Genomic DNA, 13,496 nt, shown 5'->3' on the forward strand with positions numbered 1-13,496 from the left:
CGTGAGGTGATTTTTAGATAAAAATCTTAACATGTAAATCCTTTTTGTATATGTTTATAATATTGCAATCAATACTATATTTATATTTTTAGTATGAATTACAAATAACTTTTCAACAACAAAGTAATGTTAATACTATATTTATAAATTTAAGCTTAAAAATAAACAATAATAAAATATTAGTATAATAAGAATATATTACATGAGCTTGAATATATTGAAAAATAGGTTTTTTTGAGTAAAATTTATATTATAAATAAATTGTTATAATTTTATAATTATTGTTTAAAAAGGTATCATTGTGAGTTTTTTGTGGATTTTATTTCAAGAAAATAAACTTAAAATCATTCTTTTTTTGCTTTTTAGTATTTTTACGAGTATATTAGGTGTGCTAACTTTAGTTTTTATCAATGAGTTTTTATTAAAAACTAGCCTTGAAAACTCAAATATCATTGTGTATTTTGTGCTTTTATTGCTTGTATTTTTTGCGAGTTCTTCTTTTGTAGAAATTGCTCTAAGTTCGTTTGGGCAAAGTTTTATTTTTAAAATGCAAAGAAGGGTTGTAAAGCAAATTTTAGATACAAGTGTTTTGAGTATTTTAAATACTACTAAAGCAAAGATTTTAGCTTCTTTAAATAATGATGTGCGTAGTATTTCTTTTGGGCTTTTAAGGCTTCCTGAATTTGTACAATCAAGTGTTTTGATTATTTGTGTAAGTGCTTATATAGCTTATCTTTCTTTAGAAATTTTCTTTTTGTGTTTAGCGTGGATAGTGTGTGTTTTTTTGGTGGATAATTTTTTAATGAGCAAGGTGTATTTTTATTTTAAAAATGCTAGAGAAAATGATGATGCTTTGCAAAAAAACTATCAAAATATTTTACAAGGGCATAAGGAATTAACCTTAAATCCTTTAAGAGCAAAGTATTATTATGAAAATGAGTTTGAAAAAAATGCTTTGAAAAAGAAAAAAAGCTCCACTATGGGAAATATCTTGCATATTTTATCTAACAACTGGAGCAATAGTGCTATGCTAGCCTTAGTAGGAGTGGAGTTTTATATAGCTTTAAATTATGAGCTTGCTAGTTTGCAAAGTGCTACGACTATTGCTTTGAGTGTGCTTTTTTTAAGAGCGCCACTTGGAGCTATGATAGGAAGTTTTCCTACGCTTATGATGGCAAAAATCGCTTTAGATAAAATTTCAAATTTAAATTTAGAAAATTATTCTCATGAGTTTAAACTCAGTCAAAATAAAAAAACTTGGCAAAAACTTTCTTTTAAAGATGTATCTTTTGCATACAATGAAAAATTTGCACTAAAACCTGTAAATTTTGAGCTTAAAAAAGGCGAATGTGTATTTTTAATAGGTAAAAATGGTAGTGGTAAATCTACTTTTTCTATGATTTTAGCAGGACTTTTTACAGATTTTAAAGGGGATATTTTTTTAGATGATGGAAAAATAACTTCGGAAAATATTTACGAGTATAGAAGTTTAATTAGTGCGATTTTTAGTGATTTTCATTTGTTTGAGCATGTTTTAGAAGATGAGAAATTTAGTAAAGAAGACTTGGCATACTGGCTTGAAATTTTAGAACTTAATGAAAAAGTAGAACTTGTGGGAAATACTTTTAGTACTATAAAGCTCTCAGCTGGACAAAAAAAGCGTCTTGCCATGCTTAATGCTTTGCTTGAAAAAAGGGATATTTTGATCTTAGATGAGTGGGCAGCTGATCAAGATCCTATGTTTAGAAAGTTTTTTTATACTAAACTTTTGCCACTTTTGAAGCAAAAAGGCATTACTATATTTGCTATAACTCATGATGATGTATATTTTGATATGGCTGATAGAATTTTACTCGCACAAAACGGTCAAATTTGTGAATTAAAGGGCGATATAAAAGAACTAGCTAAAAATGCAGTAGAAAAATTCTAGGCTTTGAAATCAAAGCCTATTATTACTTAGCTTTTGCATAAATTTCTTTTTCAATGTCTATGTAAAATTTAGCAATAGCACCATAAGCTTCTTCCCAAGCTTTTAATGTGGCTTCATCTGCATTTAGCACTACTTTAATAGCTTTTAAAAGACAAGCGCCTACTATAGGGTAATGCTCTTCTTTGACATTTAATTTTGTATGAGTAATAGCTACTTTATCAACAAAGCTTCTCATATTTTCTAAATTTTCTACATTTTTTGCTGCCATTAAAATAGCCATTGCTAAAGCTTTTGGTTGTTCTCCTGAAGCTTGTTTCTCCATATTAAACATAGGTTTTACTTCAGGGTATTCTTCAAACATGATTTTATAAAATTCTTTAGTTAAAACTTCGCCATTTTTTTGTAAAATTGGCACACAATCTTTGATGATTTGAATTTGTTCTTGAGTCATTTTTTCTCCTTTGCATATTGTATTTTTGGTGATTATATAAAAATGAGAGAAAAAATATCTTGATTTATGTTAATTTTGTATCATTTTATTTTAAAATGATTATGTGTATCAATTTAAGTAAATATAAAGTGAATTATTAATATAATAATCCTTATCAATTTCAAAATTTAAAATTAAGGAAATTTATAAAATGAAAGCAAAAGTAGTTTTACTATCTTTATTAGCTGCTATGAGTTTAAGCGCTCAAGAGCTTACGATTTATTCTCATCGTCATTATGATTCTGATAAAGGAATTTTCAAATTATTTCAAGAAAAAACAGGCATTAGTGTAAATGTGGTGCAAGCTAAGGCTAATGAGCTTGCTAAAAGATTAGAAGTTGAAGGTAAAAATTCAAAGGCAGATTTGTTTATGACTGCTGATGCGGGAAATTTAGAACAAGTTCGCACAAATAATCTTTTTGTTTCAGTTAGCTCACCTGAGTTAGAAAAACTTTCTCCAAAAGAGCTAAGAGGTAAAAACAACGAATGGTATGCTTTTACAACAAGAGCAAGAATCATTATCGCTTCTAAAGATAGAATTAAAGATGGAGAGATTAAAACTTATGAGGATTTAACTTATCCTAAATTTAAAGGTAAAGTTTTAGTAAGAAGTTCAAATAATGTTTATAATATCTCTTTACTAAGTGCAATGATTGATACTTTGGGTAAAGAAAAAGCAAAAGAATGGGCACAAGGTATAGCAAATAATCTTGCACGTACTCCAAAAGGTGGGGATCGTGATCAAATTCGTGCAATCTATGCAAAAGAAGGCGATGTAGCTATATCAAATAGTTATTATCTAGGGCATTTAGCAAATTCAAAAAATCCTAAAGATGTTGAAGCTGCAAATTCAGTAAAAGTGATTTTTCCAAACCAAGATGACAGAGGAACACACATCAATGTAAGTGGTATAGGTGTTTTAAAAACTTCTAAAAATAAAGAAGCTGCTGTTAAATTTATCGAGTTTATGCTTTCAAAAGAAGCACAAGAAATTTTAACAAACCAAAATTATGAGTATCCGGTAAATAAAGAAGTGAAACCTGCTAAAATTTTACAATCATGGGGCGAGTTTAAAATTGAAAAACCAAATTTTGAAGCTTACTGGGGTAATGCTAAAGAAGCTTTAATGATTTTTGATGAAGTTCAATGGAAATAATTTTAAGGAAAAATAAAATTTGAAATTTTTAAGTCTAAGGTGGTCTTTTGCCACCTTTTTTTTCTGTAGTTTAATCATACTGCCTATACTTGCCATTATCTTACACCTTCCTTTTATAGATATTAACACCTTAAAACATTTGAGTAAAAATGTCTTGCCACGATATATTTTTGGTAGTGCTTTTATATTGTTTGGTACTTTAGTGCTGTGTTTGATTATAGGTTTAGTTAGTGCTTATTTGATAGCTTTTTATAAATTTTTTGGCTCGAAATTTTTTGAATGGTTTTTGATTTTACCTTTGGCTATACCTTCTTATGTGATGGGTTTTGTTTGGATTGATTTATTTGAATTTCAAGGTTTAATTCCCACGCTTTTAGGGGTTGATAGGCGTATAGATATCATGAATGCATACGGGGTGATTGTGATTTTATCTTTTGCGCTTTATCCTTATGTGTATTTTTTTGCTAAAAATACCTTTGCTTATGGACTTGGAAATATCATTTTAAGTGCTAAAACACTGAAAGCTTCAAATTTAAAAACATTTTTTAAAGTGATCTTGCCATTTTGCCGTGTGGGTATAGTGGGTGCTTTGCTGTTGGTAGCTATGGAAGTTTTGAGTGATTATGGTTTGGTGGCGTATTTTGGTGTAGATACTTTTAGTGCAGGAATTTTTAGAACATGGGGAAGTGGTGGTGATGAAGTCAGCGCTGTGGCTTTAAGCGTGGCTTTGCTAGTGTTTATCGCACTTTTAATGCTTTTAGAAAAAATTCAAAGAGGTAAAAAAGGCTTTAATCAAAATGTATTTTTACCTACTCCAAAAGACGAGTTAAAAGGCTTTAAGGCATCTCTAGCCTTTTTATGGTGCTTTTTAGTGGCATTTTTAGCTTTTGTCGTGCCTATTATATGGCTTGTTTATTGGACTGGGTTTGATTTTATGCAAAATTTAAGCAATGTCTTAACACCTGCATTTTATAGCCTTAGCGTGGCTTTGGCGAGTTCTTTTACTATTGTGGGAGTGGCATTTTATTTGTGTTTTGTGGTGCGTTTAAATGATACAAAAGCTTCTAAAGCCATCCTTTGGCTTACGACTTTGGGGTATTCTTTACCTGGAGCTGTGGTGGCTGTGGGAATTTTAGTGATTTTGGGTGTGTTAAATTATATTTTTGATCTTTTATCTTTTGAATATGCTATAGGTGGTGGATTTTTAGTGTTATTTTTTGGGTATTTTGTGAGGTTTTTAGCTTCAGGGATTTTTGCAACTCAATCAGGCTATGAGCGAATTTCTAAAAACATAGACTATGCAAATTTAACCTTAAAATCAAAACCATTTAAAATTTTCACTCAAATTCATTTTCCTTTGATGAAGCATTATTTAGCTTTAGCTGTGGTGATTATTTGTGTGGATATTTTAAAAGAATTGCCTATTTCGACTATACTTTCACCATCAGGTTTTCAAACACTTTCATCGCTTGTATTTGCTTATAGTGAAAATGAGTTAATTTACAATGTTTCTTTGCCATCTTTGATTATAGTGTTATTTGGGATTATCCCTACATTTTTAATGCATTATTTGCAAAATAAAAACAACCAAAAAGGACAATAATGGAAATCTTAAAAATTGACAATCTTTACAAATCTTTTGGAAAAACAGAAGTTTTAAAAGGAATTTCTTTGAGCTTAAAAGAAGGCGAGATTGTCAGTATTTTGGGAGAAAGTGGATGTGGTAAGAGTTCTTTACTTGGTTGTATAGCAGGTTTTTTTGAAATCAATGATGGCAGTATTTGTATAGGGGATAAACTAGTTGCTTCTAAGAGTGTATATTTAGCCCCACAAGAGCGTGATGTAGGGGTTTTGTTTCAAGACTATGCTTTGTTTCCACACTTAAATGTAGAAGAAAATATATGCTTTGGTATAAGCTCTTTAAGTAAAAACGAGCAAAAACAAAGACTTGATGAAGTTTTAGAAATTTTAAATTTAAATACACTTTTAAAGCGCTATCCAAATGAGCTAAGCGGTGGGCAAGCCCAAAGAGTAGCACTAGCAAGAACCATAGTCGCAAGGCCAAAAATCATACTTTTTGATGAACCTTTTTCAAATTTAAATCACACTTTAAGCGTTAAAATGCGCAAAGAAATCAAAAATATCTTAAAAGAGCATAAGCTTAGTGCTATTTTTGTCACACATGATAAAGACGATGCTTTTTATTTATCAGATAATATCGCTTTGATTAAGGATGGGAAAATTTTAGACTATGGAAGTGCCAAAGAGCTTTTTTATAAGCCTAAAAATATAGATAGTGCTTGCTTTTTGGGAGAAGCATTTTTTATAGATCCAAATACAATTTTAGATGAGAAATTTAAAGTATATTTGCAAAGTAAAAATGGCATTTTACGCCCTAATGATATACAAATTTCAACTTCACAAACTCCTTTAAAAGCTAGCGTTTTAGAATGCGTGTTTTATGGGGATTTTTATGAGTTAAGTGTGAGTTTGGAAGGATATATTTTTAGTATTTATCATCATAAAGAACTTAGTAAAAATGATGAAATTTATCTTAAGTTAAGCCAAACAAAAGAGTTTTAAATCATAAATTTAATAAAGTTTATATTAAATATCTTATAAAATATAAACTTTAAAGGTTTAAAATGATACTTACAAATAAACTTGGTATAAAAAATCAACTAGAATTAGCCAAAGAAGAAGAAAGAATAAGCAAACTAAAGGCAAAAGCTTTATTTGAAAGTGGTTTTTTAGATACATTAAAAGCAGGAAGTTTTGAAAGCTTAAGGGTAATTCATCAAAAATTATTTGAAGATATTTATGATTTTGCAGGAAAAATAAGAGAGGTAAATATTTCAAAAGGAAATTTTAGATTTGCCCCTGCTGTTTATTTACATGAAGCAATTAAAAAAATAGAACTCATGGAGCAATCTTGCTTTGAACAAATTGTAGAAAAATATGTAGAAATGAATGTAGCTCATCCTTTCAGAGAGGGAAATGGCAGAAGTATGAGAATTTGGCTTGATTTAATACTTAAAAAAGAGTTGAAAAAAGTGGTTGATTGGAGTTTGATTGATAAAGATGATTATATAATGGCTATGCAAAGAAGCCCTATTAAAGATGTAGAGATAAAAATTTTACTTCAAAATGCTTTGAGTGATGACATTCATAGTTTTAATATTTTTGCAAGAGGGATTGACGCAAGCTATTATTATGAAGGATATACACTCTATAAAACAAAAGAGCTTTTTTGATGATTTAAAGCTAGTTTTATAATTTTTATTGACATAAGCTTGTTAATCTCAAATTCTTCTTATTGCATTACTTAACAATAAAACATTAAATCATAATATCAAAATAAAATTTGCTAAAGATTATAAAATAAAGTAAAATCACAGCAAAAAAAGGAAATAAATGATTAGTGTAGAATTAATAGAGCATATTTTTAAAGCCGCTTCTATATCAAGATGGAATGATTATCCTAGAATGACAAATTTAGTCGAGCTTGATAAACAAGCACATAAATTTATCATTGCTTATTTCATTGCTAAAATGGAAAAAGATGTCAATATGCGCTTTATCATAGAAGCGGGGATTTTTGAGTTTTTAAGCAGGGTAGTAGTGACTGATATACGCCCTGATGTGTATCATGAGATAACGCGTGCAAAAAATGAGCAAGTAAGTGCTTGGGTGTTAAGTAAAATCGCACCGATGATTCAAGATATTGAAAATGGTGAGTTTTTAAAACGCTATGAGCTTTTTTTGCAAGGTAAAGATTATGCGAAAGAAAGGCTTATTTTAAAAGCTGCTTCGTATTTTGCGACAAGGTGGGAGTTTAATATAGTTTATCAAACTAGCTCGTTTTTAAGTGATATTGATGAGATTAAGGCTAAGGTTGAAGAAGAATTAGAAGATTATTATGAATTAATCGGTGCAAGAAAAATAGCTCTTAATCAAAAAATTTCTAAAATAATCGATTTAAGTGGACGTTTGCGCTTTCAAAAAAGATGGGCGCAAACTCCAAGGATTCCAGAAACTGCGGTTTTAGGACATATGCTTGTGGTGGCTATTTTGTCTTATTTTTATTCTTTAGAAGTAAAAGCATGCGATGGTAGAATAGAAAGCAATTTTTATTGCGCTTTGTTTCATGATTTGCCTGAAAGTTTAACTAGAGATATCATCTCTCCGGTAAAATATGGCATAGATGGTTTAAATGAAATCATCAATGAATATGAAATGAAGCTTATTAATGAGAAGATTTTACCTTTTATACCACTATCTTTTAGAGAAGAATTTAGCTATATACTTGGTATTAGAGAAGGACAAAATGAAGAAAGTGCCTTTGTAAAAAATGAATTTGAAAATCGTATTTTTAATAACAAACCAAGTGTTTATAGTGGTAGTTTAGATGCTGTTAATGAAGATCGTTTTAAGGCTATTGATGGAAAGGCTTTGAAGTATTGTGATAAATTAGCAGCTTTTATAGAAGCAGCTTTGTCAATTAGCTATGGAGTAAAGTCTAAAGAGCTTGAAAGCGGTTTTGTGGGAATGTATGAATATTTTAAAACAAATCCGACTATTAATGGGGTAAATTTCTTTAGAATTTGTGAGGATATTAAAGGATATTTTAAACTTTAAAACCCTCTCCCAGATGACTGCGGCACACACTAAGTCTAAGTGCTCTGCTGCGTTCCCACCCTGAAGCGGTGCTTAAAAATAGCATTGCACAGGTCTAAGAGAAGGCAGTTGAAATAATACCTTAAAATATCTTAAAAAACATTGAGGTGAAGTATGTTGAGTATATTTGCAAACTTTTTATCTAAATTTAGAGAATTTTTTGTTCCTAGTCATTTATCTTTAGAATTTAGAGCAAAATCTTTTGCTGCTATTATTGTGGCAAATAAGACTATAAAAGCAGAAATTTGGCAAGTTTTGGCTGATATTGCAAGTGAAGTTTATCCAGATGATAAAAGCAGACAAGCAATTTTAGTGCAAACTTCTAAAGAATATGTGGATAGAGTTTTAAAAAATGAGCTTAGTTTAGATGCTTTGCTTAAAAATATTGCTTCACTTTTAAAGAAAAATCCAAGATACGCAAAAAAGATTAATTTTCATAGACTTGAGCGTTTGATGGATAAAAATGAAGAAGAAGCTTTAGTGCAACTTAGGGTGTATGAATTTTTTGAGCAAGAAATAAAATATATTCTAGAAAAAAATTCAAAAGAACCATCATGAAAGGCTAAAATTAGCGTTTCATGTTGATTGCTTTTTGTATCATTTGATCAGCTGTTGTGATACTTTTACTACTTGAATCATAAGCTTTTTGCAAAGTGATTAAGTTTGTAAATGCTACGGATAAATCTACATTTGATTGCTCTAAATAAGAGCCTTTAAAGGTTGCTGTGCTGAAATTTCCATTATCATCAAGCAAAAAGGTTGGATTACCGCTATTTCCTGTTTGTCCATAAAGATTCTCTCCTAGCTTTTCCAAACCTTGTTCATTGGTAAAATTAAACAAAGCAAGTTTTGCCATAGCTATTTGATCGCCATTAGTAAAAGTGGCGATGATGGTACCATCTGTGTTGATAGAATAATTATTTAAAAACCCTTCGCCTTTGCCATCTGTTTGTGTGTGTACTGAAGGCTGTTTATTTTTTAAAGCATGAAGTCCATCATAACCTGAATTTGGTATATTTGGATCATAATAAGAACCAAGGTTTATATTGACTTTTGTTCCATTATTATCAACTGAGTTTAGAGTGCTAGATACCAAAGCTCCAGCTTCATTAAAGGTGATTAAACCTTCGGTAGTTCCACCTATTTTATTGCCATCATTATCATATACTTGAGCAACGGCTTTGTACTCTAAATCTGTGCCATTTTGCGGTAAAACTCTATCTAATTTAACCTTAACCCAACTAGTAGAACCATCAGGATTAATTAATTTTGCAGAAAGTTCTGTGCTATCAGCTACTTCTTTTTCTACACTTAAATGAGATGATTCTAACTTAGCTGTTTCTAAATCTACTTTATCTAGTTTTTGATTGTCAATACTAAAAGCCAAATTCTCATCTAAAGTAGCTTGTAATGTTTGGCTAGCACCTTTTTCGTCAGTAATTTTAAAATATATAGTATCACCAGGCTTTAAACCAAAAATTTGCTCATCTTTTACACTACCTGAAATTTTTACACTACCATCTTCATTTTTACTAAATTCAAATTTAGAAGCATCTACATCTACATTCACTGCTTCTGTTTTGGTACTTGTGTCTAAATTTCCACTCCAAGTGATATTTTGTGTTGGTTGAGGTGGCAAATAAAGATTTTTAGGCACAGAAATAGGCCCTTGTGTATTAACTCCACCTATTTGGAAATTTTCTCCAGGTGTTCCACTCCAAGCTGTGGTAACTTTTTGTCCCATAACTTGACCAAACATATTAGAAACCCTATCGCTTAGCTGAATTTCTTTTAATGATGGATTCATAGTTCCAAGCACATAATTACCATTTGAATCTACTAAAAATCCATTTGCATCAGGTTTAAAAGCACCATTTCTAGTATAATAAACTCCATTGGCATTACTTACACCAAAAAAGCCCTTTCCAGCAATAGCCACATCAAATTCGTTATCAGTAGAAACTAGTGGCCCTTGTTCAAAAACATCATTTGTAGCTCCTGCTACACTACCATAACCAGTTTGACCTTTGTTGTATGATTGGGTTGTAACGGTGCTGTAAAATACATCTTTGAATGCTACATCAGAGTATTTAAAACCAACTGTATTGACATTGCTTATATTGTGAGCAGTATTGTCTATACCATAACTTTGGGATTTTACTCCATTTACTCCATTGTAAAATGCTGTAAACATGATTTTATCCTGTAATTTCTTTAATGTCTTCCCATTTAACCCAGCTTCCACCCATGCCAACCAAGGCTTCGCCATCTTCAAATCTTACACCAGTGATAGGATAAGCACCATAAGTTGAGTTAACTGTTGTTCCATCTTCACCTATATAACTTGCTCTTACATAGTATTTACCAGATGGCACAGGATTTCCACTATCATCTGTTCTATCCCAAACAATCTGTTTCATACCTGCAGTCATATCTTTAACTTTCATTGTTCTTACAGGATCACCTGCTTCGTTATAAATAGTAAATGTTACAGGTTCGCTATCTGATTTATAAGCTGAATCAATCTTAGCTGTTTTGATATCAACGCTTGGAGTATGTCCTATAATTTTAAAGGTTTGATCCTCACCAACTACTGCTTTAACAGTTTCTTCTTGGCCTTTATCATCAACTAATTTTACATATACAGTTTCTCCAGGCCCTGCTATTTCTTTATCTACCTTACCTGTAATGTCTAGTTTATCTTCACCATTTTTCTTAAGTTCAAAACCTTCAGTGTCAATATCAGTCTTTTTACCTTTTTGTGGTTCTTTTGGTAAATACATATTAATTTGAAATTGTATATCATCATCTGCTACCACAAGATAATCATCTTTAACTGTTGCAAGTTTTCCAACCGCAGCTAATGCACTCATACCGGTACTTGCTGCAATAGAATTTTGTAGTTTTGCCATCGCATCTACTAGTTGAGTCATGGTTTTATTGGTATTATCTTGCATTTCAAGTGCTGAAAGTTGTGCTGTTTGAGTAAGCATTTTTTCAGTATCCATAGGATCGGTTGGATCTTGGTGTTGAAGTTCTATCAAAAGAAGCTTTAAAAATGCATCCTTGTCAAGTTCTGCTCCAGGGTTATAAATCAACCCACTATCGCCTTCTCCAGCTCTAGCATTTCCTTTTGCATTTGGCATATCTTTAGTATTAAGTGTTGCTAAAGGACTTTGAAGAGTTTGTGTATTTATATTTGACATAAAAATCCTTTTTTATATATTTTTAAAGATTAAAGCAAAAAATATTCCATTTAAAAATATTTTGCTAAAACCATTTCTAAGCTTGGTTTTTCTTGAATTTCTTTTTCGAAATTCACCTTATCTTCTTTATTATTGTTATTTTTTTGTTTTTGTTGGTTATTATGTTCTTTTCTTTCTTGATTATTAAAATTCATTTCTAAATTTGTAAAGCCCATGTTTACAAGAGCGTTTTTAAACTCAGCTTGATGTTGTATGAAAAGATTTAAAGTATTTTGATTAGAATTAAAGCTGATGTTTAGATTAGATCCTCTTTGGACTAAGGTAACTTCTACTTCTCCAAGATTGTGTGGATTTAAAGTTATACTAAAGCGAGTTATAGGTGCTTTATAACTTTCTAGTTTGTCTTTAAATTCTTGGGCAAAATCATTGAAAGTTTCTTTCATAGGAATATTTTGATTTTTCACAAAATTATTAGAAACTCTATTCATTTCTTTCACGTAAGAATTTAAATTTTCTTCATTATGTTCACTATCATCTTTTGTAAATTCTTTGGTGGTTTTGAAAATATCGTTAAAAACATCTGTGTTTTGAGCATTTTTTTCTGTTTTTAATTGTTTTTCTTGAGGATTTAATAAATTCTCTAAATTAATTTTTAAATCTTGATTTTGTAAATTTTGAGTATTTTTTGTATTTGTTAATTCAGCTTTTAAGTCCTTTGAATTTTCTAAAACAGAACTTATTTTTTTACTAAAACTATCTTCACTGGTAGTTAATTTTTCATTTTTTAATATTTCTTTAAAATCTATTTTTTCTTTATCCTTAATTTCTTTTTTTAAGTTTGAATTTTGAGTTAGATTAATGAGTTCTATATCATTTAATTTATCATTTTTATTAATATTTTTTATATTTTTTATGTCTTTTGTTTCTTTGTTATCTTGAATTTTTTCTATAAATTTTTCTTTGAAATCTATATTTTGAATATTTTCTTTTACTTTTACATCTTTTTTTGGAAGCTCTATGTTTTTTAAAGCAGAAGAAAGTAAAGAAACACCTTCGTTTTCTTTGCTTTTTATATTTTTATTTGTATTTGGTTCTTCTTTTAAAAGTTTGGTGATTTTTTGATTGATTAAATCTTGAAAAACATTAGTATTGTTTTGTTTTGCATTTTCAAAAAAACCTTTTTTATCAAGATTTGGAAAAGCTTCTTTTAAATCTTTGATTTGTTCAAATTTTATATTTTTTATATTTAATCCAAGTTCTTTTGCTATATTAAAAAGCTCATTGATATTTTTTATATTTTTTAACTTGTGTAGGTTTTTTTCAAGAGCTAAAATAGCAGTATTATCTTGGACAAGTTTGTTTAATTTTATATCCTTGCTATCACTTTGTAAAACTTCTAGTAAAGAAAGAATTTGCATAAAATTTGCACCTTCAAAAAGCTTTAAAGCATCCTTTTCGTCTAATCGAACTTTATCATCAATGGTTTCTTTTAAGCTTTCGTTTTTATTTTCTTTTTGTGGTGCTTTAAAGTCTTTTGGTAAACTTCCATCTTTTTCATCTATAGCTTGCAATAGTGAATTTAAAAATTCTTCTCCATCACTATTTGAATTAGCACTTTCTTTGTTAGGATTTTCATTTTGTGGAGCGATGCTTAGTAAGTTTAAAGCATCGCTAGCTTGGATATTTGACATTAATTAACCTACTAAAAAATTATTTTTTGCTAAATTTGGAAATAAATTTTGTAATTGTGCTGCACAATCAAGTTTTAAATTTTCATGAGAAAGATTAAAGTTTTTAAATATTACTAGTAATTCTTCTATATTTTTAGCATTTAAAACCGCATTTTCATTATGAGCATCATCTAAAATTTCACTGACTTTACTTGAAAGTTTTGCATAGTTTAGTTCTTTTTCTTCATTTGAATTTACAACTTCTAGATAATTTAAAAGTTCCATAAAATGCTTACTATTTAAAACTGAAGTTCCTTGTTTTTCTAAGTTAGCGTTAAAGATTTGAGTTCCTAGATTTGACATATTT

At 29.6% G+C, this 13,496-nt stretch carries 12 protein-coding genes and 1 other RNA gene; 7 read left to right on the top strand and 6 right to left on the bottom strand.

Features of this window, described 5'->3' with window-relative positions; all coding sequences use genetic code 11:
• The first annotated feature begins 301 nt into the window (after positions 1-301).
• The gene (locus L8U41_RS06615) at positions 302-1,930 is read left to right on the top strand and encodes a multidrug ABC transporter permease/ATP-binding protein (protein ID WP_263728129.1); all 1,629 of its coding nucleotides are present in this window, start codon (positions 302-304) and stop codon (positions 1,928-1,930) included.
• A 22-nt stretch (positions 1,931-1,952) separates the two neighbouring features.
• On the opposite strand, the gene cgb is transcribed toward L8U41_RS06615, so the two are convergent.
• Positions 1,953-2,381 (bottom strand): single-domain globin Cgb, encoded by a 429-nt coding sequence (cgb, locus tag L8U41_RS06620; RefSeq protein ID WP_263728130.1) that lies wholly within the window; start codon positions 2,379-2,381, stop codon positions 1,953-1,955.
• 190 nt (positions 2,382-2,571) lie between these two features.
• On the opposite strand from cgb, the gene L8U41_RS06625 reads away from it, so the two are divergent.
• The 5 genes from L8U41_RS06625 (at position 2,572) to L8U41_RS06645 (ending at position 8,214) form a co-directional block, all read left to right on the top strand.
• Positions 2,572-3,576, top strand: a complete 1,005-nt coding sequence (locus L8U41_RS06625) for an extracellular solute-binding protein (RefSeq protein WP_263728131.1) — start codon at positions 2,572-2,574, stop codon at positions 3,574-3,576.
• A gap of 19 nt (positions 3,577-3,595) precedes the next feature.
• Positions 3,596-5,179, top strand: a complete 1,584-nt coding sequence (locus L8U41_RS06630; RefSeq protein ID WP_263728132.1) for an ABC transporter permease — start codon at positions 3,596-3,598, stop codon at positions 5,177-5,179.
• Positions 5,179-6,159 carry an ABC transporter ATP-binding protein gene (locus tag L8U41_RS06635; protein ID WP_263728133.1) on the top strand — a complete coding sequence of 327 codons (981 nt, stop codon included), beginning with the start codon at positions 5,179-5,181 and terminating at the stop codon, positions 6,157-6,159. Before L8U41_RS06630 ends, L8U41_RS06635 begins: the two co-directional genes overlap by 1 nt.
• 62 nt (positions 6,160-6,221) lie before the next feature.
• Entirely contained in the window at positions 6,222-6,830 is a 609-nt protein-coding gene (gene fic, locus L8U41_RS06640) for a protein adenylyltransferase Fic (RefSeq protein WP_263679554.1), read from the top strand.
• A gap of 160 nt (positions 6,831-6,990) precedes the next feature.
• The gene (locus tag L8U41_RS06645; RefSeq protein ID WP_039629186.1) at positions 6,991-8,214 is read left to right on the top strand and encodes an HD domain-containing protein; all 1,224 of its coding nucleotides are present in this window, start codon (positions 6,991-6,993) and stop codon (positions 8,212-8,214) included.
• Positions 8,215-8,217: 3 nt separating this feature from the next.
• Here the strand turns inward: L8U41_RS06645 and ffs are convergent.
• An RNA gene (gene ffs / locus L8U41_RS06650) (signal recognition particle sRNA small type) lies at positions 8,218-8,315 on the bottom strand.
• A 52-nt stretch (positions 8,316-8,367) separates the two neighbouring features.
• On the opposite strand from ffs, the gene L8U41_RS06655 reads away from it, so the two are divergent.
• Positions 8,368-8,811 (top strand): hypothetical protein, encoded by a 444-nt coding sequence (locus L8U41_RS06655; RefSeq protein WP_263664035.1) that lies wholly within the window; start codon positions 8,368-8,370, stop codon positions 8,809-8,811.
• Positions 8,812-8,821: 10 nt separating this feature from the next.
• Here L8U41_RS06655 and L8U41_RS06660 read toward each other — a convergent pair whose 3' ends face one another.
• The 4 genes from L8U41_RS06660 to L8U41_RS06680 are packed head-to-tail and all read right to left on the bottom strand — an operon-like array spanning position 8,822 to position 13,492.
• Positions 8,822-10,447 carry a flagellar hook protein FlgE gene (locus L8U41_RS06660; protein WP_263707086.1) on the bottom strand — a complete coding sequence of 542 codons (1,626 nt, stop codon included), beginning with the start codon at positions 10,445-10,447 and terminating at the stop codon, positions 8,822-8,824.
• Positions 10,448-10,451: 4 nt separating this feature from the next.
• Entirely contained in the window at positions 10,452-11,459 is a 1,008-nt protein-coding gene (locus L8U41_RS07900) for a flagellar hook capping FlgD N-terminal domain-containing protein (RefSeq protein ID WP_412175029.1), read from the bottom strand.
• A 50-nt stretch (positions 11,460-11,509) separates the two neighbouring features.
• Complete coding sequence (locus L8U41_RS06675; RefSeq protein ID WP_263728134.1) at positions 11,510-13,150, bottom strand: flagellar hook-length control protein FliK; 1,641 nt, start codon at positions 13,148-13,150, stop codon at positions 11,510-11,512.
• A gap of 3 nt (positions 13,151-13,153) precedes the next feature.
• Positions 13,154-13,492, bottom strand: coding sequence for a hypothetical protein (locus L8U41_RS06680; RefSeq protein ID WP_257404661.1), 339 nt, complete (start codon positions 13,490-13,492; stop codon positions 13,154-13,156).
• Between the last annotated feature and the right edge of the window lie 4 nt (positions 13,493-13,496).

Source organism: Campylobacter sp. RKI_CA19_01116, from assembly GCF_025771405.1.
Lineage (GTDB): Bacteria > Campylobacterota > Campylobacteria > Campylobacterales > Campylobacteraceae > Campylobacter_D.